This is a genomic window from Ferruginibacter sp. (assembly GCF_049840995.1).
In the GTDB taxonomy this organism is placed as follows: domain Bacteria; phylum Bacteroidota; class Bacteroidia; order Chitinophagales; family Chitinophagaceae; genus Ferruginibacter.
Window position 1 is genome coordinate 1968827 of sequence record NZ_JASGIP010000003.1, and the last position, 23341, is coordinate 1992167.

Annotated in this window: 12 protein-coding genes; 9 read left to right on the forward strand and 3 right to left on the reverse strand. The window is 41.4% G+C overall.

Features of this window, described 5'->3' with window-relative positions; genetic code table 11:
• Positions 1 to 2 precede the first annotated feature (2 nt).
• The 9 genes from QM738_RS10225 to QM738_RS10265 all read left to right on the forward strand — a co-directional run bounded on the left by QM738_RS10225 (position 3) and on the right by QM738_RS10265 (position 16813).
• Positions 3 to 1121, forward strand: coding sequence for an ABC transporter permease (locus QM738_RS10225; protein ID WP_462276594.1), 1119 nt, complete (start codon positions 3 to 5; stop codon positions 1119 to 1121).
• Positions 1069 to 2367: an ABC transporter permease gene (locus tag QM738_RS10230; RefSeq protein ID WP_462276595.1), complete on the forward strand. Its 1299-nt coding sequence runs from the start codon at positions 1069 to 1071 to the stop codon at positions 2365 to 2367. The genes QM738_RS10225 and QM738_RS10230 overlap by 53 nt, the downstream gene beginning before the upstream one ends.
• Before the next feature lie 25 nt (positions 2368 to 2392).
• On the forward strand, positions 2393 to 4825 hold the full coding sequence (locus QM738_RS10235; protein WP_462276596.1) for an ABC transporter permease: 2433 nt from the start codon (positions 2393 to 2395) through the stop codon (positions 4823 to 4825).
• Between the two features lie 13 nt (positions 4826 to 4838).
• On the forward strand, positions 4839 to 7259 hold the full coding sequence (locus QM738_RS10240) for an ABC transporter permease (RefSeq protein ID WP_462276597.1): 2421 nt from the start codon (positions 4839 to 4841) through the stop codon (positions 7257 to 7259).
• A gap of 10 nt (positions 7260 to 7269) precedes the next feature.
• Positions 7270 to 9723, forward strand: coding sequence for an ABC transporter permease (locus QM738_RS10245; RefSeq protein ID WP_462276598.1), 2454 nt, complete (start codon positions 7270 to 7272; stop codon positions 9721 to 9723).
• Between the two features lies 1 nt (position 9724).
• Complete coding sequence (locus tag QM738_RS10250) at positions 9725 to 12073, forward strand: ABC transporter permease (RefSeq protein ID WP_462276599.1); 2349 nt, start codon at positions 9725 to 9727, stop codon at positions 12071 to 12073.
• A 10-nt stretch (positions 12074 to 12083) separates the two neighbouring features.
• On the forward strand, positions 12084 to 14489 hold the full coding sequence (locus QM738_RS10255) for an ABC transporter permease (RefSeq protein WP_462276600.1): 2406 nt from the start codon (positions 12084 to 12086) through the stop codon (positions 14487 to 14489).
• Positions 14490 to 14700: 211 nt separating this feature from the next.
• Positions 14701 to 15363, forward strand: coding sequence for an ABC transporter ATP-binding protein (locus QM738_RS10260; protein ID WP_462276601.1), 663 nt, complete (start codon positions 14701 to 14703; stop codon positions 15361 to 15363).
• Positions 15364 to 15385: 22 nt separating this feature from the next.
• Positions 15386 to 16813, forward strand: coding sequence for a TolC family protein (locus QM738_RS10265; RefSeq protein WP_462276602.1), 1428 nt, complete (start codon positions 15386 to 15388; stop codon positions 16811 to 16813).
• 6 nt (positions 16814 to 16819) lie between these two features.
• Here QM738_RS10265 and QM738_RS10270 read toward each other — a convergent pair whose 3' ends face one another.
• From QM738_RS10270 to QM738_RS10280, 3 genes are all read right to left on the reverse strand, one after another.
• Positions 16820 to 19765, reverse strand: a complete 2946-nt coding sequence (locus tag QM738_RS10270; protein ID WP_462276603.1) for a ligand-binding sensor domain-containing protein — start codon at positions 19763 to 19765, stop codon at positions 16820 to 16822.
• A gap of 86 nt (positions 19766 to 19851) precedes the next feature.
• Complete coding sequence (locus QM738_RS10275) at positions 19852 to 20967, reverse strand: hypothetical protein (protein WP_462276604.1); 1116 nt, start codon at positions 20965 to 20967, stop codon at positions 19852 to 19854.
• Between the two features lie 33 nt (positions 20968 to 21000).
• The gene (locus tag QM738_RS10280) at positions 21001 to 23322 is read right to left on the reverse strand and encodes a hypothetical protein (protein WP_462276605.1); all 2322 of its coding nucleotides are present in this window, start codon (positions 23320 to 23322) and stop codon (positions 21001 to 21003) included.
• Between the last annotated feature and the right edge of the window lie 19 nt (positions 23323 to 23341).

Below are 23341 nucleotides of genomic sequence, written 5' to 3' on the forward strand. Positions count from 1 at the left end.
CTATGTTTAAAAATTATGTAAAGACGGCCTGGAGAAATTTATTGAAGAATAAATTTTATACGCTGATCAATATTTTAGGCTTGACCGCAGGTTTAACCATGGGTATATTGATATTGCTGTGGGTGCAGGACGAAAATTCATTTGACAGTTTTCATAAACAGGCGGCATCTATATATCGTTTAGAGAATAGGGTGGGCACCGGCGCCAGCACCCAGATATGGGAAAAAACAGTAGCGCCTATTGGTGTAATGGCTAAAGAAGAGTTGCCGGAAATAAAAGATGTAGTACGGTTGACAGGCAATTATAATTATGAGTTGTTTAAATATAAAGACAAAGTATTCAAAGAAGAAAGGACGGCTTACACCGACCCATCACTTTTTTCGGTATTTGATTTTAAATTGATAAGGGGGAATAATGAAAAACCTTTCAAAGATGATAATTCGATCGTGATAACAGCAGCAACAGCTAAAAGATATTTTGGTGATGAAGATGCTATAGGAAAAGTGATCAATGCAGAAGACAAAATAAACTTTACGGTAACCGGTGTGATAAAAGATTTTCCGAAAAACTCTTCCATTAACAGTGATATTTTTCTGCCCATTTCCCTACTGGCCAAAAATATGTACGAAGGAAAAACCGGCCAGAATATCAACAACGATTTTAACCAGTTCAGTTTTGAGACCTATCTTTTGCTGAAGCCAGGTATTACTACAGCAGGCCTTGCAGACAAGATAAGGAATATACACCTGCACAATAAATCGGATGATACAGATATATTATACCTGCTGCAGGCGCTGCCGCAAATGCACTTGTATAAAGCAGATGGTACGGATGCCGGTATGGAAACGGTGCGAATGTTCTTTATCATCGCTTTACTGATACTGGCTATTGCCTGTATCAACTATGTGAACCTTTCCACGGCACGTTCCATGCTGCGGGCCAAAGAGATCAGCCTGCGTAAAATTGCCGGTGCCGCCAGACTGCAACTCTTCTTGCAATTTATTGTGGAAACGGCATTGCTGTTCGTGCTCTGCAACCTTACTTGCAATAGTGTCTATACATTTTCTCATGCCTTTATTCAACGGCCTGTCAGGAAAGGAATTGTCATTCGACCTTACTAACTATCATATCTGGCAGGTGATCTGGATCACAATGTTAGGCACACTGGCAATTTCCAGTATTTATCCTGCATTGTTATTATCATCATTTGAACCGCTGAAAGCATTGAAAGGAAAGATCTCTGCAAAGATCAGCGATGCCATATTCCGTAAAGTATTGGTAGTGGTGCAATTTAGTTTTTCAATAGTACTGATAGCGGGTACATTCATCATCAGTAAACAATTGCATTATATCCGCTCAAAACAATTAGGATATGACAGGGAAAATGTACTGGCTTTTTTTATGCGTGATATGGGTAAACACTATGACGCAGTAAAAACCGAATTGTTAAAGCAACCAGGTATCGTGAATGTAACAAGGGCCAGTGCCAATATTGTTCGTATAGGGGCGCAAACGGGCAGTAACTGGTGGGAAGGAAAAGGAAAGGATGAAACAATGATGGTGCGACCCATGACGATCGATAAGGATTTCATGTCTTTTTTTAATATGCAGATGAAAGAAGGCAATGCTTTTACCGGAGCTGTGTTAGATTCTGCACATTTTATTTTAAATGAAACTGCGGTGCAGACTGCCAGAATAAAAGATCCTATCGGAAAAAAATTCAAACTCTGGGAAAGAGAAGGAACGATCACTGGAGTCGTAAAAGATTTTCATCTTGCCTCTATGAAGAATAAGATTGAACCGGTGGTATTTTTCTATGATCCGAAAAATATGGGCGCCATCTATATTAAAACAACCGGTAAAGATGCGCCTAAAGCCATCGCGGCAACGGAAAAGAAATGGAAGCAGTATAACGCAGATTTTCCTTTTGAATATTTTTTCCTGGATAATATTTTTAATAATCTCTATCGCTCCGAACAACGTACGGGTTCACTCTTTAATGTGTTTGCTTTAATGGCAATAATCATTTCCTGCCTGGGCCTGTTCGGCCTTGCAACTTATACCGCACAGGTACGTACCAAAGAGATCGGTGTAAGAAAAGTATTGGGTGCAAGCGTTCCGGGCATCATTAAATTACTGGCAGGGGATTTTATTAAACTGGTACTGATCGCTATAACGATCGCTACACCTGTTGCATGGTACCTGATGAATAAATGGCTGCAGGATTTTGCCTATAAAACAAACATTGGCTGGATGGTATTTGCATTAGCAGGATTGGCGGCTGTTGTTATCGCGGTTGCAACGATCAGTTTCCAGGCAATAAAAGCAGCAGTTGCCAACCCGGTAAAATCACTCAGGACTGAATAAAATAAAAAAAGTACAATACGTATATATGGCTACTCATTTTTTAAAAACAACATTTCGTACGATAAAAAGGAACGGGTCTTTTTCTTTGTTGAACATTACGGGACTCGCCGTAGGTATTGCAGCAAGCCTGCTCATCTTCCTGGTAATAAAAAATGAATTCAGCTACAATGATTTTAATACCAAAAAAAACAGGATATACAGGGTAGTCAGTACACAATTAAATAAAAGCAATAACGAAGTAAAATCAAGGAGCAGTGGCGTACCTCCTCAATTGCCGGATGCCATGCGACTTGATTTTCCGCAGCTGCAGGTGGCGAATGCCTTCGGACTGGGGCAATCGCAGGTGTACATTCCCGGAAAAGGACTGGAAGAAGAAAAAAGATTTAAAGAGAACAGGGGATTGTTTTGGGCCGACGCTACATTATTTAAAATATTCGATTTTACGTGGCTGGCAGGCAATGCTGATGGATTAGCTGCACCCAACACCGTTGTACTGGATGATGAACTGGCAGCTAAATTTTTCGACAATGCACAGAACGCCATTGGAAAAACAATCCAGCTATGGTCATTTCGTATACCCCTTACTGTTACAGGTGTATTTAAAAAAGTACCCGATAATTCGGACCTGCCCGTTAGAATGGCTGGGTCATTGCCTACCGTTAAAATACTGAACAAAAATATGTTTGCAAATCCCGATGGATGGAATTATGCAAATGATGATCACCAGTGTTTTGTATTGGCCAACGAAGGACATAAGGTAGCAGCCCTGCAATCGCAATTGGTTCCTTTTGTAAAAAAATATTACCCAAATGATCCGGCTTTTAAATGGCAACTGAATTTTCAGCCCCTGGCCGATATGCACCTTAACCAGGATTACAGTACCTATAAACATGATACGCTATCAAAGAAAGAATTATGGTCGATGACGTTGATCGGTATTTTTTTATTGCTCGTTGCCTGTATCAATTTTATTAACCTGGCTACTGCACAATCGGTGAACCGTGCAAAAGAAATTGGTGTGCGGAAAGTGTTGGGTGGTAACCGTTCACAACTGGTAAGGCAGTTTTTACTGGAAACTGCATTGATCACTTTACTCTCCATCATATTGGGTTGCATGCTGGCCTTTGCAGGCCTGCCATTGCTGAATGAACTGATGCATAAAGATCTTTCGCTTAATTTGTTCAATAACCCTGCTATAATTTTTTACCTGTTATTGATCGGCATTATAGTTACACTACTTGCAGGAATTTACCCGGCGATTATTTTATCGGGCTTCAATCCCATTTCGGTATTTCGTAGTAAGATCAATGCCGTATCAACCGGTGGTATCTCCTTACGCCGTGGCCTGGTGGTATTTCAATTTGTAATAGCACAGTTGCTTATTATAAGTACGGTGGTAGTAGTTAAACAAATGAATTTTTTCCGCAGCCAATCCATGGGCTTTGATAAAGATGGAATAGTGCTTATTAATTTACCCAGTGACAGTACCTTGAAAACAAAGTATCATTTATTGAAAAGCCGTATGGAAGCAGTGCCGGGTGTGGTATCGGCAAGCCTTTGTATGGATTCACCTTCCAGCGGCTGGTCGTGGACAACAGATTTTGTATATGACAATGATCCGGTAAAAAAAGATTTCTTTCTTACCAGCCAATTTGCAGATACCGGCTATTTTAAAACATTTGGCCTTACATTAATAGCAGGCCGATTACCTTTCAACAGCGATAGTACCATGGAAATGATAGTAAATGAAACGCTGGTTAAAAAATTGGGATTGCATGCTCCCGAAGAAATAATAGGAAAAACATTGACCTATACGGGCTGGACAAGAAAAATGCCGGTAGTTGGTGTGATAAAAGATTATAATAACAAGTCATTGCGGGAAGCTGCTGAACCTACTGCTATCACTACCGAATACGGTACTTATGAATGGCTGGCGGTAAGGATGGATAAAAAAAATATGGGCCATACTATGGAAAATGTGCACCAGTTATTCAGCAACATTTATCCCACCTATATGTTCGACCCTGTTTTTTTTGATCAGAAGATCGACAGATTTTACAGGAGCGAAGCCATCACTGCACAGCTGTTCAAAATATTTGCTGCATTGGCGATATTCATTTCCTGCCTGGGCTTATTTGGATTAGTGTCCTTTATGGCAGTGCAAAAAACAAAAGAAGTAGGTATACGAAAAGTATTAGGGGCTTCTGCACAAAGCATCATATATCTTTTCTCAAAAGAATTTACACTATTAATAGGCATTGCTTTTTTAATTGCAGCTCCGTTGGGTTATTATTTTATGCACGAATGGTTATCCGGTTTTTATGCTCACACCAATATAGGCTGGGCAGTTTTTGTGATAGCCATTTGCTCATCCATGATCATTGCATGGATAACGGTGGGATATAAAGCAATAAAAGCCGCGATAGCTAACCCGGTTAAATCATTAAGAACAGAATAGAAAAATAATTTTTATGTTGAAGAATTTTTTTAAAACAACTTTCCGCAGCCTCTGGAAAAACAAAGGCTACAGTTTTTTAAACATTGCCGGTTTGGCCATTGGTATTGCCTGCGCAGCACTGATCTTTTTATGGGTGGAAGACGAAAGGAATTTCGACAATAACCATGTGAAGAAAAATAATATCTACCTCGTAAAAACAAATGCCAAGGTTGATGCAGGTGTATTCACACATTCTTCCACACCCGCAATAATGGGGCCTGCATTTATTGCCGATCTGCCGGGTATTGCCAACAGCTGCCGAACAACAGAAGGGCACGACAACCTGTTGTTGGGCACAGGAGAAAAAGCAGTTTATTCCGCAGGCAATTACGCCGATCCTTCTATCTTCAGCATGTTCACGATACCATTTACAGAAGGAGATGCCAAAACTGCCTTACAACAACCGGATGCAATGGTGATAACGGAAAGCGCAGCAAAAAAAATATTTGGCGTGCAGAACAGTTATGTAGGTAAAACAATTGTAGCCAATAATAAAGAGACCCATATGATAACCGGTGTGGTAAAAGACATGCCGGAAAATTCCAGTATCCATTTTGAATGGGTGATGGCTTTTGAACCCCTGGTAAAAAAATACGAGAACCTGCAAAAATGGGGCAATGCAAACACTACTACTTATGTGGAATTGAAACCCGGTGTAGATCCTGCAAAGATCGACCAGCAATTGTATGATTATATCAAAATAAAAGAACAGGCTGAAGTTTCAGTGATACACAGCTTTTTATTTGCCATGAAAGACTGGCGGCTGTATGATGAATTTGACAATGGAAAAATGACCGGCGGCGGCCGCATACAATATGTGCGTTTGTTTGCAGTAATAGCATGGATCATTTTGTTCATTGCCTGCATCAATTTTATGAACCTTGCCACTGCCCGCAGCGAAAAAAGGGCCAGGGAAGTAGGCGTAAGAAAAGTATTAGGCTCCGGGAAAAAGCGACTGGTACTGCAATTCATCGGCGAAGCAATGATCATGGCCTCACTGGCAGCCATAGCCGCAGTTATAATTATTACCCTTGCGATGCCATTGTTCAATACATTGGTGCAGAAAGATCTTTCTATAGGTTTTGAAAAGCCATCGCATATATTGCTGTTGGTATTGTTGACGATCATCTGCGGACTGGTGGCCGGCAGTTACCCATCATTGTACCTCTCATCTTTTAATCCCGTATCGGTACTTAAAGGAATAAGAATCAGATCGGGCAGCGCTGCTTTTATACGTAAAGGACTAGTGATAGTGCAGTTCTCCGTATCCATCATACTTATTATTGGTACTATTATTATTTATCAGCAGATACAGCATGTAAAAAGCCGCAATCTCGGGTTTAACAAAGACAACCTGGTGCAGATGAATATAAGGGGCAACATGCTGAAAAATTATGCATCCATCAAACAGGATATCCTCAATACAGGCATTGCAGAAAATGTAGCACTTGCCGATCATGAAACCATTACTGCAGGTAATAATACCACCAGCGTGGAATGGGATGGAAAAGATCCAAACAGCATGGTGGTAATATCGCAGCGCCTGGTAAGCCAGGAATTTATGCAGGTGAACGGTTTAAAAATTAAAGAAGGAAGGGACTTTGTTTCCACCGATACAGTTGCATTTACGCCAGATGGTACAAGGCCTGCTGATCTTTCTCAAACCTTCAACATTATTATCACAGAATCGCTGGAAAAATTAATGGGCAAAGGAACTGCAGTCGGCAAGATCATACGCAGGCAGATGGATGGCGGCGCCCTGCAATTAAAAGTAGCGGGCGTAGTGAATGATTATGTTTATGGAAATATGTATGGCAAAGCCGACCCGGTAATGTTTTACTGCATACCACAACTGGCAGACCTGATGCTGGTACGCACAAAACCCAGCGTGCCTGCAGAACAAGTGATCGCAAAATTAGGTGCAGTGATGAAAGCTGATAATCCTGCTTATCCTTTTGAATACAGGTTTGTAGACGATCGTTTCAATGCAATGTTTGTAAGCGAAATGCTGATCAGTAAATTCTCCAGGGTATTTGCATTGCTGGCAATAATTATTTCCTGCTTAGGCTTATTTGGTTTGGCAGCTTATACCGCCGAACGCCGCACCAAAGAGATCGGCGTAAGAAAAGTACTGGGCGCCAGTGTGGCCAGTGTGACCGGTTTATTATCGAAAGAGTTTTTAAAACTGGTGGCCATTGCCAGTCTCGTGGCATTTCCCATTGCATGGTGGGCTATGAACAGCTGGCTGCAGAACTATCAATACCGCATCAGCATCAGCTGGTGGGTGTTTATACTGGCGGGTACCGTTGCAATGCTTATCGCTTTGTTCACGGTAAGTTTCCAGGCAATAAAAGCCGCCATTGCCAACCCGGTAAGATCATTACGTACAGAATAAAATTACAGCTATGATAAAAAATTATTTCAGGGTTGCATTAAGAGCGTTGCTGAAGAACAAAGTATTTTCATTAATCAATGTGCTGGGCCTGGCCATTGGTATCAGTTCATCGCTGGTGATCTATCTATTGGTGAATTATCATTTTACATTTGATAAGTTTGAAGATGATAATGCCCGTATCTATCGTGCCGTATCAAAATTCAGTTTTTCAGGAGAAGTGTATTATAACTCAGGCATAACTTCCCCTATGGCTGGAGCTGTAAAAAAAGAATTGACCGGGTTGGATGCAGTTGTGCCTTTTCGTACCTGGGATGGTAGTGCAAAAGTGAGCATACCAAAGCACAACAGCAGCGAGCTGCAGGTATTTAAAAAACAGGAAGAGATCATATTCGCAGGCGATGATTATTTTAACTTAATGGGATATCAATGGTTGGCAGGATCAGTGAAGAATGCAGTGAGCGAACCTTATCAGACCGTACTGACAGAAGAAAGAGCCAAATTATATTTTCCTCATTTAACACCTGCAGAGATCATCGGCGAACAGGTGCGTTTTAATGATACGGTGCTTACAACTGTTTCTGGTATTGTAAAAAGCATCCGGCAAAATACCGACTTCAGTTTCCAGGCATTTGTATCAATGGCGACATTGGAAAAAACAAGCCTGAAGCCACATGATTTTGATCAATGGAACAATACGAACGGCGCATCACAATTATTGTTGAAATTAGCGCCCGGCACATCAACAACACAGATCGAAAAAGGCATGTATGACTTGTATGATAAATACAGGCATAAAGAAGCAGATGATCACAGCAAAGTGGAATTGCTGCTGCAGCCTTTGAACGATATTCATTTCAACAGCGATTATGGAGGCTATAGTAAACCTTTGGCCAACAAGCCGATATTGTATAGTTTGCTGGCGGTAGCTTTATTCCTTTTGTTGCTGGGGTGTATCAATTTTATAAATCTTACAACTGCACAGGCAACACAACGGGCCAAAGAGATCGGTGTACGTAAAACAATGGGCAGTACAAAAGGGCAATTGATCTTTCAATTTCTCAGCGAAACTTTTTTATTGACCTTTATAGCAACCATTGTATCCGTTCTGTTAACACCACTGATACTGCAATCCTTCTCCGACTTTATACCGAAAGAACTGCATTTTAATATACTCGAGCAACCTTCCATAGTAGTGTTTTTATTATTGCTGATGATAGTGGTAACCGTTTTATCAGGTTTTTATCCTGCCATGGTTTTGTCAGGATACAAACCGGTGCTGGTATTGAAGAACCAGCTGTACAGCGGCTCCGGAAAAACAAGGCAGGTATGGTTAAGAAGATCGCTTACCATTTCGCAGTTTGTGATAGCCCAGGTTTTTATTATGGCAACCATACTGGTAGGTAAACAGATACATTACACACTCAATAAAGATCTTGGTTTTAAAAAAGATGCGATCGTTTATTTAAATACTAACTATTACGATACTGTCGCCAGTCATAAAACAGTATTGATGGAAAAATTAAAAGCAATACCGGAAATAAAAATGGTGAGTATGTCCACTGCACCGCCATCATCGGGCAATACCTGGAGCGGTACAGTAAAATATAAAGATGGTAAAAAAGAAGTGGAAGCGGATGTACAGTTTAAATATACAGACAGTAATTATATAAAATTGTTCAACCTCAAACTACTGGCAGGCAAAGGAGTGGCACAAACAGATACGGTAAATTCATTTGTGATCAACGAAGCGTATGCAAAAATACTTGGCTTTCAGCAACCGCAGCAGGCCATTGGTAAAATGCTGGAATGGAGCGACCGGCAGGTACCCATAACCGGCGTACTGGCAAATTTTCACCAACGGTCCCTGCACGAACCCATCAAACCATTGGCAATGGGTAGTTGGAGCGGCACAGAAAGAACGATCAACATATTATTGCAACCAAGAACAGCAGGCGGTGATAACTGGAAAACGGCCATCAGCAAGATAGAAACTGCATGGAAAGAAGTGTACCCCGAAGACGATTTTGAATATAGTTTCCTCGATGCAGAAATTGCCAAATTTTATGACCAGGAAAAAAATATATCTGGCCTTTTAAAATGGTCAACTGGTTTGGCTGTATTCATCAGTTGCCTGGGATTGCTGGGCCTGGTAATGTATACCACTACACAGCGCACCAAAGAAATTGGTGTAAGAAAAGTACTCGGCGCTTCGGTACTGCAGATCATACAACTGATAGCAAAGGATTTTATATTGCTGGTATTACTGGCATTTATAATTGCAGCGCCATTGGCATGGATAGGCATGCATAAATGGTTGCAGAATTTTGCATACCGTACCGATATCAGCCTATGGATCTTTGCACTCGCCGGAGCATTAATGATATTGGTGGCATTGCTTACGTTGGCCATACAAACCATTAAAGCCGCTATCGCTAATCCTGTTAAATCACTCAGAACAGAGTAAAATGATAAAGAATTATTTCAAAATAGCCTGGAGAAATTTATGGAAACATAAACTCTTTTCCTTTATCAATATTATGAGCCTGGGCCTGGCAATTCCTTTTGCATTGCTGGCGCTTATCCAGGTGATCAACGTATATGAATACGACAGCTTTCATCCTTATACCGACAGGACCTACCGTGTTATTACAGACGTAACAGATGCCAACGGATCAAAAACCAAATATGCAACAACACCCTTTGCCGTTTCGGATAAATTAAAAACGGATTATCCATTTGTAGAAAAAGCAACTTATGTGGCAAGGGATTTTGGATGGGAATTAAATAATAAACTAAAAACGATCCGGGTAAATACATTGTATGTAGAACCTGCATTTTTTGGGATATTCGGTTTTCCGCTCGAAAAAGGAACAGTGCCCACATTGCCCAATACACTGGCAATAACACACGAAATGGCGGAGATCTTTTTTGGGGATACCGACGTGATCGGCAAAACACTTACCCACCCCGATTACGGTACCTTTACCATTACAGGTGTATTAAAGCCTTATATGGGCAGTACGCATTTTAAAAGTGACGTGATGGTTTCTATGGAAACCTTTAAGCATTTTTCAAAAGCCGCTTCTACAAAAGAGTTGAGTGGATTTACCTACGTTCTTGTAAAACCTGGTACTAAAGCGAGTAGTTTTGATGCTGCATTGAATTCGATTACGGCTGCAATAAATGGCGATGCAATAAAAGCAACGCAAACATTGCACTTCCGCCAGCAAACATTGTCTTCCATTTCCCCGGATTTCCAGGGGTTAAGAGATAATCCCTATATCGAATCCCTCACCGACCTGAGTGTGAATTTTGTAATAGCATTAGGCATCATCTTACTGGCAGTATTTAATTACATCAATCTTACTTTGGCAAGATCCTTAAGCCGTGCAAAAGAAGTAGGGATACGCAAAGTGTCCGGTGCATTACGGTACCAGGTATTCGGGCAATTCATCTGCGAAGCCATTTTGATCGCTATACTTTCATTGCTGACCGGCTTTTTTATCCTGCAACTGATGAAGGAATTCATTCACGTAAGATGGGTTATATGGGAGGTGAAGCACAATGTTGTTTTATGGAGTTGCTTTATTTTGTTTGCTGTTTTTGTCGGGGCGCTGGCGGGTGTCATCCCTGCAAAAATATTGTCGGGCTTTCAACCGATAAAAGTATTAAAAGGCACTATCAGCCCGGCTTCGTTTGGAAAGATCGGCTTTAGAAAAGGATTGGTGGTATTGCAGTTTGTTGTTACAGCCTGCTTTATTTTTTTGATGGCCAATATGTACAGCCAGTTGAACTATATGGCTACAGACAATACCAATTTCAACCGGAAAAATATCTATAACATTTCTGCTGTAAATAATTATGCCTTGCTGAAAAACGATATTGAAAAGCATAAAGACGTAGCAACTGTAGGCATGGTGTCAACAGCATTTGGCGGTACAGCTGCAAGCTGCGGTATAAAAAATGATCAGCAAAATGATAATGTAGCGGCCAGTTATTATGCTGCTGATGCCGGTTTCATCAGCAATATGAACCTGCAGATCATTGCAGGAAAGAACCTGCCGCAAAATACCGGTGATTCAGCCTCCGCCTTTGTTCTTGTAAATGAAGAAGCGCTTTTTGCAACAGGTTTGGGTAAGCCACAGGAAGCTATTGGTAAACAGATCATTTTAAATGATACTAAACCGGTGATAGTATATGGTGTGCTAAAAAGTTTTTGTTATTACATGTACCAGTTTGCGCCGCAACCGCTGGTGATACAATATAACCCTGCCCAGTTTCATGTTTTAAGTATCAAAACAAAAACAGCTGTAAATGAAAAAGACTTTAAAGCTGATATGGGTGCGATATGGAAAAAATACAGCCCATATGCAGATTTTGCATTTGCCAATTATGAAAAAGACCTGTATGAAAGATATTATCCAGGGGCTGACATGAAGTTTATGGGAATGGTAGGTTTTATTGTTTTTATAATTGCTATAATGGGATTAATTGGCATGGTGACTTATAATACAGAAAAAAGAATAAAAGAGATCGGTATCCGTAAAGTAATGGGCGCTTCAGTAGCAGCGATTGTGCGGCAACTATCCGCAGGTTTTGTAAAACTGATCGTGATCGCCGCAGCGATATGTATACCGCTGGGCTATCTATCCGGTTACTTTTTTGTAAAACTTTTTGCTTTTAATAATGGTGTGAACCTGCCGCTGATGCTGCTGCTTTTTGCAGGTATCTTTTTAGTGGCGCTTTTAACCATCGTTATAAAAACTATTAAAGCAGCATCGGTAAATCCTGTCAATAGTTTACGTACAGAATAAAACAGTTGTTATGATAAAAAATTATTTCAAGATCGCTTGGCGCAATATCAGCCGGCATCCCTTTTATTCCTTTGTAAATGTGCTGGGCTTATTCGCCGGAATTACATTTACCTTACTGATAACAGCCTATGTATACGGGGAATTGGAAGTAAATAAAAAGCTCGATCATGCTTCACAGCAATATATTTTAACTACCAAATCAAAAGATGCCAACCTTGGTTATTCACTGGCCACTTTTGGCCCATTGGCAAAAAGATTAAAAGAAGATTACCCTGCCATCGTAAATAATTATTACCGTTTTGATGGCATTACTTCGATTGTTTCTAAAGGCGAAAAACATTTACGGGAAAATATACAGATAGGTGACAGCACCCTGCTGAAAATGTATGGCTTTGAATTGCTGTACGGAAATGCAGCCACCGCATTGAACGATCCTTACAATGTAGTGCTCACAAAAGAAGTGGCAGAAAAATATTTTGGTAAGACAAACGTGGTGGGGGAGACGATCAATATACAAAACCTCAACGGCAATAAACGTGATTTTGCTGTAGCAGGTGTATTAAAAGAACTGCCCGAGAATTCGGTAACGCATTTAAGCGTGGATAATAACAATGGTATTTTTATCTCCGCAAGCGCCCTCACTTATTTTGGCAGGCAGGATATTGAAATGTGGAGCAATTTATATGTGGCATCTTATGTGGAACTGCAAAAAGGCAAAACAATTAAGGACCTGCAATCAGCAGTGGACCAACTGGTAGCAAAAAATACCTCCGGTTATATAAAAGAAAATATCAGCGTGGTACCGGTTGCTTTAACGGAGTATCATTTGCAGAAAGAGAATGCCATCGTAAAACGCATGTTATATGCTTTATCCTTTGTAGGATTGTTCATTTTGCTGATGGCTGTTATCAACTTTATCAATATCGCCATCAGCCGGTCATCTGCAAGAATGAAAGAGATCGGTATACGCAAAGTATCGGGCGGCACCAAACAACAACTGGTATTCCAGTTCCTTACTGAATCTGTGATCTTTGTTTTGATAGCCACAGCTTTGGCAGTAGGCGCTTATCCCTTGCTGCGGCCGCTTTTCAGCCAGCTGGTGGGAAAAAATATTCCTGCACTATCATCCTTCCCGGTCTATTTTGTTTTTATACTGGCAGTATTCGTTTTTTTAGTCGGTATACTGGCAGGCTTATATCCAGCCTTTGTATTAACGGCGCTTAAATCGGTGGATTCATTAAAAGGGAAATTAAAATCGGTAAAAGAAAATATCGGCCTGCGCAAATCACTCGTAGGCGTTCAGTTTGCCATTGCATTGATCGTATTGGTAGCATCTGTAATTGTAACGCAGCAACTGGATTATTTCTTCAGTAAGAATCTTGGATATAACAAAGAATTTGTAGTGGCATCACAAGTGCCCCGCGACTGGTCGCAGGCAGGTGTGCAAAAAATGACCACGATCCGCAACGAATTTTCAGCCATGCCGCAGGTAGCCAATGTAACACTTTCGTATGAAATACCCGATGGCAATAATGGCGGACAGGCACCGGTGTATAAAGCCGGCGCAGATTCCACTACGGCAACAAGCCTGCAGGTACTGATATCAGATGAAAAATACCTGGATACTTACCAGGTGCCCCTGGTGGCGGGCACTAATTTCAACGGTGGCGGACTGGATTCCGGTAAAGTGATCATCAATGAAACGGCAGCGCATACACTAGGATTCACGAATGCAACTGAAGCAGTAAATGGACAACTGCGCATTCCTGGTGACCCAACAGTATTTACGATAAAAGCTGTGTGCAAAGATTTTCATTTCGGCTCCATGCAACAGAACATTGCACCCTGCATGTCCTTCAACGTAAACTTTGCCACGCAATATCGCTACCTGTCTTTTAAAATAAAACCCGGTAATATCAGCAGTGCCGTAGCTGCCATCGAAAAAAAATGGAACAACCTGATGCCCGGTAGTTCATTTGAATATAAATTCATTGATGAAACATTGAAAAAAGTATACAGGGCCGAGATACAATTACAAAAAGCCGCTTATACTGCTGCAGGTTTATCACTCATCATAGTTTTAATAGGTGTATTGGGATTGGTATCATTAAGTATTCAAAAACGCACCAAAGAAATTGGCATACGCAAAGTGCTTGGCTCGTCAGTCAGCGGCATCATTGCATTGTTCATGAAAGAATTTTTAACGGTGATACTGATCGCCGGTGCGGTAGCCTGCCCCATTGCCTGGTATATCATGCACGGATGGCTGAACGATTATGCCTACAGGATATCCATGTCGCCCTTACCATTCCTGGCGGCTATTACCGGCCTGGTAATGATCACCACCATTTTAATAATGCTGCAAACCCTCAAGGCAGGCACAGCCAATCCCGTAAAGTCGCTGCGAACCGAGTAAACCATTTCAAAATTCAAACACTGCAAACAGTACAGGCATTGCAAAATGCCTGTACGATTACGAACGGCAGGTGTCCGTTTTCGCACACCTCATAAATAATTTTACTTCTAAAAGCCTGTTAAGCAATTACTTCCGCCATTGGCACAGGGGTTGGTGAATAGTGTTACCTTGCTGTTTCATTACAAACAAAAACAGCATAAATAAAAGAAATATGTTAGACTTAAAAGGCATTTACAAATGGGTCAATACCGGCAACAACCGAACATTTTTGTTGAAAGATGTGAACCTTTCCGTTAAAGAAGGAGAGTTCATTTCCATCATGGGACCATCGGGTTCCGGCAAATCAACTTTGCTCAACGTGATCGGAATGCTCGATGAATTCAACGAAGGAGAATACAACTTCCTCAGTGAGCCGGTACATAAATTAAAAGAAAAGCAAAGAGCGGCTTTGTACAAACAATATATCGGTTTTGTATTCCAGGCTTATCACCTGATAGATGAACTGACCGTGTATGAAAATATTGAAACGCCCCTGATATACCAGGATGTAAAAGCTGCGGAAAGAAAAGCAATGGTGGCGGATATACTCGACCGCTTTAATATCGTGGGTAAGAAAGATCTTTTTCCAACACAACTTTCCGGCGGGCAACAGCAACTGGTGGGCATAGCAAGAGCATTGATAGCCAAACCGAAATTATTGCTGGCCGATGAACCGACCGGCAACCTCAATTCCAAACAGGGAGAGGAGATCATGGAATTATTTAAAGAACTGAATAACGATGGCGTGGCCATTATACAGGTAACCCATTCAGAAAAAAATGCGGCCTATGGCAACAGGATCATCAACCTGCTGGACGGACGTATAGTGTCGTAAAATATTTATAAAAACAATGAAGATGAAAATGAAAGTATTGGTGGCGGGTATAGTGCTGACGGCCATTTTGAATAACCGTGTTTTTTCACAAACCATCACTTCGTATAACCTTAAGAGTTGTATCGATATGGCGCTGGCCAATAATATTGCGGCAAAACAGAACCAGTTGAAAGAAGACGCAGCTGCCATTAATTTTAACCAGGCAAAATACGACCGGCTGCCCAATGTTTCGGCAGGTATTAACTACGGTATCAACAACGGCCGCAGTATCGATCCTTATACCAACGGCTATATCAACCAGCAGTTGTCCTCTTCAAGCGCCAACCTTACAGCATCGGTGCCGGTATTTAAGGGATTGCAGACACAGCGCACCATCGAACAGAATTCATTGAACTACCAGGCTGCAAAGCAGGAGAACCAGCAGGAAAAAGATAATCTTACATTAAGTGTGATACTGGCCTACCTGCAGGTATTGAATAATGAAGACGTACTGGACCTTACAAAAAAACAGGCCGGTGTAACACAAAAACAGGTAGAGCGTTTAACCACCATGAATACGGAAGGCGCTATTGCTCCCGCTACTTTATCGGATATGCAGGGACAGTATGCAGCTGATCAGTTGGGTGTGGTAAATGCTGCCAATGCACTGGAACTATCCAAACTGAGTTTGTCGCAGCTGATGAATATTCCTTACAGTAAACAAATGGAATTAAGCAGGGAAGGGCTGGATATGTCCGTACAGGAATATGCAGGCACAGCAGATGAAATTTATAACACTGCGCTGCAAAAACTATCGATGGTAAAAGCCGCTGACTTAAGAATGCAGGCAGCAGGTAAAGCAGTGCAGGTGGCAAAGTCGGCATTATACCCAACCATTTCATTGTTCGGCCAGCTTAACAGCAATTATTCCAGTGCAGCAAGAACATCGCTGGCAACAGGTGTAACAGATATAGCTACCACAGATTATGTAGTGGTAAACGGTAACAACATACCCGTAATTACCAAACAGACCAATTACAATTCACAAAAGATCGGCTACTTCAGCCAGCTGAATAATAACCTGAATACATATTTTGGTGTGAGCATGCAGGTACCCATCTTCAGCGCATTTCAAACCCGCAGCCGTATAAAACTGGCACGCATAGACGAAAAGAATACAAAATACGTTGCTGATAATACTAAGATATTATTAAGGCAGGCGGTAGAACAGGCACACCTGAATATGCTCACTTCATTTGACAAATACAAATTGCTTGACGGGCAGGTAACTGCATTTAAAGAATCATTCCGTGCCGCAGAGATACGCTTTAATCTAGGCGCAATGAATTCGGTGGATTATCTGGTAATAAAAAATAACCTGGACAGGGCAAATGTTAATTTCACCATTGCACGCTACGAATACCTGCTGCGTACAAAAGTGCTGGATTTTTACCAGGGGAATTTAAAATAAATAACATTAAACCGGGCATACGATCACAAAACTGGTGCCGGCAGCGGAAGACTCAATACTAGCCTTGCCGCCGATATCTTCAATACGGTGCTGCATATTTTGCAGGCCGTTACCAAGATCGTTGAGCATGGCTTTATCAATGCCCCTGCCATCGTCTTTTAAGATCATTTCAAAACTATTGGCATGCTGCAACAGTTGGAATGAGATCGTTTTAGCCCCGCTGTGCTTTACACTGTTGTTCAAAAATTCCTTGATGGCCATAAAGATATTGCGCCGTTTTTCTTCACCGATATGATGCGGATGAATATCATCCGGCAATGCTATAAAGGGCACTATAGGGGTGCTTTCCAAAAACTGGTGCATATATTCGGCAATATAAGCCACCAGTTTATCCAGCGAATCATTGCGTGGGTTCAATGCCCAAACCATCTCATCTAAATTATCCACCAGGGTTCTTGCCGTTTCACTGATTTTATCAATATTGCCCACTGCAGAAGAAGGCTGTGTTTTTATTACTTCCGACAGGATGGCAATTTTAGTAAGACCGCTTCCCAAGTCATCGTGCATATCCCTGCTGATACGGTTGCGTTCTTTTTCAACCGCCTGTTGTTTTTCCAGCTGCAGTAATTTTTCTTTTAAATTTCTTTGCGAAACATATTTAACAACGGCATAAAAAAGTATGGCGGTAAGCAAAGCCGTCATAATAATGAACCACCAGGTTTTCCAGAAAGGAGGATGCACCACAATACGAACGGTCTTCTCTTCGCTCATAGCGCCTTCTGACAAAGCAGCTTTAAAATGAAAATAATAAGTACCGGGTTCAAGGCTGTTGTAGATGGCCTGTCCTTTATTGCCGGCAGTTTGCCAGTTGCTGTTGATGCCATCCAGTTTATAATAATAGGTATTGCCCAGCGGGTTTGAATAATTCAGTAAAGCCCAGTTCAGTTCAATATTTTTTTCGCCCCATGAAATATCGATCACATCACTGCTGATCTTTTTGGGTGCGCCTTCGGCGGCAGCGCCGGTAAAAAGCAATGCAGCAGAAACAATATTCTGTTGTACAATAGAAGGAGAGAAGGCAATAGCATAACTGCCGGCCACCATCAGGATATTTCCATTGTAAAGTTTACCAAAAGTAATGTCCAGGTTGTTATCATATAAACCATCATCTTCATTAAAACTCTTGAATTGTTTTGTCTGCATATTAAAAGCCAGCAAACCCGTTTTAGTAGCGATCCACAACCAGCCCTTATCATCGGGTATAAAATCATATTCATACTTGTTTTTACCTTCCGGCAAATTATACGTTTCAACCTGGTCGGTTTTAATATCAACAGCGAAGACCTGCGTGGAGCTGAGTGTCCATAATTTATCTCCCAGAATATATTCATTGGTAAACCTGCGGCTTTCAATGATATTCTTCAATGCACCTTTTACAGGATCATACTTATGCAAGCCACCGGTGTAATCAGTTATCCATACATTGCCATAATTATCTTCCAGGGCTTTGGAAAGATTGTTGCCCGGCAGCAGCGTATCACCTGCAGGGGTAAGCACCCGGAAGAATTTTTTATGTACTGCATCTGCACGCCACACGCCCTTGCGCCAGGGCAGCAGCCATTTACTGCCATCTTTTTTCAATAAGGTATAATTCAAAAAATTCTTGGGCAGCGAATTGCTGTCTTTATCATTGTGCAGGAACATTTGTTTTTTATGCAGCAAAGAATCAAAAAGATATAAGCCATTCGAGGTGCACATCCAGAATGTACCATCCTTATCCTGTTGAATATTCATAATGGCAGCGCCATTGGTCACCTGCGAAGAAAGATTCTTCAACAGCTTTACAGAGTCAGAAAAAAGCAGCAGGGAAGTACCGCCTTCGCCCCCGACCAGGAAATTATTTTTTAATGGAAAAACTGCTGTGCCCTGCGAAGTGATCGGAACATAAGATGATAAGATCGTGGTTTGAAAATACTGTTTGGCAGGATTGTATATTTTGATGCCTTCATTTGTGGAGATCCATAAAAGATTTTTGCTGTCGCAATAGATGCGGTTACCGGAAACGGGTTTGTTATTATTGTATAAACTTATAAAAGAGCGGGCGGCAGTATCGGGCCAGCTGAGGTTGCTGGTTTGCCACAAACAGTAACTGCCATCAGGCTTTTTTTGTTCGGCAAGACTGGTAATATTGCCGTTGCTGTTCTTAAAATCTAAAAAACTTTCAATGCGTCCATCAGTATGGAGTTTTTTTAAACCCTTATTCCAACTACCAAACCAAAGCTGCCCGCTGTGATCTTCTGCAATGGTAGTGACCAGGCCATCAAAAAAGGCATCATTGGCCGGGCTGTCAAAGCATGTAAAGGTCTTATGCTGCATATCATATTGCCACAAACCATTGTAAGTGGCCAGCCATATTTGCTGTTTGCTATCGCGGTAAATTTTGGTGATCCAGCGGGTGTCTTTATTTTCCGGCTGGTGCAGGGAGAATTTTTTGGTGGCTCTGTCAAATTCAAACAACCCTTCTTCTGTACCCAGTAAAATAATATTTCCCACAAGGGTAATACTATAGTAACGGTTAAGGACAGACGAAGTTTTATTATAAGAATAACTCGAGAACTTTTTTTCTGCAATATCGTAAGCCGATAAGCCCCCGGCAGTAGCGATCCATAACACCCCTTTTTCATCCTGTATAATGTCATTGATCACATCATCCGCCACAGTATTGGTATCGCTGCTGTGATGAAAATTGGTGATCACCGAACCATCAAAACTGTTGAGCCCATAACTGGTACCGATCCACATTACACCACGGCTGTCCTGGAAAAAACAATTGGCAATATTATCTGTAAGCCCGTCTTTTTCGGTGATGCTGTATAATACAGCAGCATTGTTTTGCGAAAAAACGATACTAGTGTAGAGTAAAAAAGCAATAAGGATAAGTGATCGCTTCACTGAATTATTTTAGCCTGGTACTAAAATAAATAAATAGCGGCGAATTCTGCTTTTTATTTGCTATGATCTTTTTCGATAAAAAACTGTTAATGCTGGTCCATGCTGGTTACCCTTACTTTGAATTTTCCGTGTATGAAACCCTGGTAAATCGTTTTGCCCACAGCAGTGTAAATTTTAGAAGTAATATACCCGGTCATATAATTATCATCCATCGATAGGATTGTTACTGATCCATCACAAAGTACTTTATCATCTGCAGAAGGTGCATTGCTTCCGCAAAAACAAACTTTAGTTGGAGCAATAATAATGGACATGCCACTTTTTTCATTTTTTAATAATGGGTGATTTCCAACACCTTTTCCACTAAATTGAAAAGTATACATTACATTGCCAGCTTCCTGCTTGTATGGCTTACCGTTATACATTTCCATTGAAAGCGCTGTAAACTTTACGGTAGTGAAATTATCTTTAACATCATATAGTTCCATTGCATTGCTGGTAATAGCAGATAAATTAAGGCCGGTGTTTTGTTGCGCTGCATTAACCTGTTGCTGTGCGGCCGCCAGCTTAGCCTGTATGTCGGCTGGCATGCGGCTGGCCGCACGGGGGGCCATTCCCTGCGTAGCCGTAGCGGGCAATTTCATACCGGTATTCATCTTGTTTATGTATTTGCGGCTATTGATACCGGCAGCGGGCATGTTCACTACGATGGCTGTTTCATTATCTGCAAAATACAATGTCTTTAATAAGATCACTTTGGGCAGTGTATTACCGACAGGATACAGTTCTACCGATATCGTCATTACACCATTGGCGGGCCTGGTGGCAGGACCTTTATAAGTATACGAATTATCATCAATGCGCACGAGTGAGCCCCCACCTTCTACTATTTTCCAGTTCTTGGTTTTATAGATCGCCGGTAAATTTGGATCAGAGCCCGTCGGTAAATTGATGGTGTAAGCATCACCATTGGCTTCACCGCTTTGTTCATTAATAGTAGGCGGCACAATGAGCATGATATTTAATGCAGCAGATTCATTGGGCTCTAATAATTCTTTATCGCTCTCTAAAGAAACGCGGCCACCTTTTAAAGTCAACGCTTCTTCCAGTTGCTTCTTGGCATTGCTGCCATGCGGTTGTGCAAAAACAGTTTGGGTGAATAACCCCGCAGCCAATAATAAAAAAACCCGGTATCGTTTCATACAATTTATTTTAAAAATGATTTTAAATAAGCACTATGGAAGCAATGTATCCTCCGGTCTTGATTTGATACTGATCTGGCCAAAACAATTATCAGCCTGCTTGGTGCCGCCATAATTCTCCGTGTAAGGCCCTTGTTTATCGGTATCTGTAGGAGCAAATACCAGGTAATAAAAAGGGCCTGTTCCTTCTTTTTTACAATAGGTCTTGATGTCAGAAAGCAGGAGATCAATGTCTTTATTTTCTTTATCAGTAAAATAGCGCATCACGCAACTGGTAAGGCCATCACTTTCCTTGATATCAATTTCATCATGATCCAGCGCAGCCGTTGCACCCGCAGGTGGTAAATGATGATGGATGCCAATGCAATGGCCGATCTCGTGCTTAACAGTGCGGCTGACCTTTTTCGCAACAGCATCTTTAAATGCCGCATCACCCCGCTCTTGTTTTACAAATTGAAATTTTGCCCGGATAGCATCAATGTAGATCTCGATCTTTAAAAACTTTTTCACAGGGCTTTTGGTGGTATAATCAGGCGCCGTACCCTCGTTGAATACAAACTCATCTCCCTCCGAAAGTGGCTGCGCCATATGCACAGCATCCCATTCCTGCTTGGTATAACTGCAGCCGGTCATTTTTTTATCGCGGGGATAAACGATGTGCGAATACATGATCATCAGACAATACTGCTCGCTGTAGAAATAATCAGCCACTTTATTAAAATTCACCCAACGGCTTAAAGGCTTTTCGATATCTAATTCGTCAGGGTAATAGAATTGATTTTTATCCAGCGACAGGTAATGCCAGTTAAGATCGGAAGGATTATCTGCTTCATAATTTTCTTTGAATAATTTATCCGGGTCATTGATGAAGGCATCTTTATAATTGGGGTTGGTACGGATATGAATAAACTGTTTTAGCGGAGTGGCATCACTGGGATTAAATACCGCAAAACCCCGGTACTCTTCAAAAAGCGTATACCCGTCACCTTGATCTCTTTGTTGCTTAGGATTATCATCCGCATCCCAAGTAAGCGGATGGCCCGAACGAAAAACGGCGTTGGCAGATTCCCATGCATCAGCCAGTTTATTCTCATCCCTGTCGTACGGAATAGTAAGATAAGCGGACTTGTTATCGTAATACGGGTTGGCCGTAATAGGAAAACTGTTATCATCCAGTGTAACAATGGCGGTTAACTTTCCCCATGCTGCATAATCCATGCACATTACCTGCACAACAGCGCCGGCGCCATTACCGGGTTTGCTGCTGATGGAAGAGGGGTCATCACCAGGTTCAAAATTGGGATTACTCTTTAAAGAAGGATCAAATACCAGGTCATTACTTACATCAGGATTTTCTGAATAAGCAGGATAATTATTACAGAATCCCGGGTAACTGGTAACATCTTTCAATATCCATTTTACTGTAAAGTTGCCGGGGTAAATAGCCGACGGATCATTCTTATCTCTAACACTGATGGTGAATTTTAATTTATTATTTCCTTTCGTATCATCTTCACCATCCGTAGCAGGGCCATCCGGCAACCATTGCTGGTATTTAAGATCACCTTCTTCTACCGGTTTGATGATGGCCACATATCGCTGCGGTGACGTGCCGATCACAGCAGTAAAAGATTCAACTGTTGTCACACCACCATCTTCTCCATCTTCTGTATATTTTTTTTCGCCTTTAAGGATGATGCTTCCATTACTTTTAGCAACAGTGATGTGAGCACCATTACTTGCATTTACCGGCGCGGCATTTCCAATCCTGTCACCGGGAATATTCATGCCTCCAAAACCAACACCTTGCTCACCTTTTTTGATGGTAGGGGGCTCGCCATCAGGATTACCGATAGTGATCACTGTTTTTACGCCGCCACCAATACTTGTAATAGTTGGGTCGGCATCATCATCACTAAACTGTACAATAAAAGTTAAACCCATTGACTCCGCAATACCATTACCTACTTCTTTTGTATTATCCGAGGCAAGGGAATAACTGATATCACCTGTAAGAGAAGTATAGGCATCAGCGTATTTTTTACTGATAACACGACCTTTTAAAAGTGTATTCAACAATGTCTTATTCGCTGTAGTTGGAGATTCTACTTTTAATACTTTGCTGATACCATTGGCAATAACAGGCGCCGTGCTGGTACTGGCCGAAATAGATGCAGTAGTGTTGATGTGCCGGCCTTTTTTTGAAAGCTGGTAAAACACCTGGATACTTACATAGGAGGTATCAGTTTTCAGCGTATTTGTAAATGATGTGTTGCCGTTTTCTTTTAAGGAAAAAAGATGTGGCTGCATCAACATAATGCCGGCAAACAAAAAAGTAGAAAGAAAATATTTCATGATCAATAACCTTGTTTTA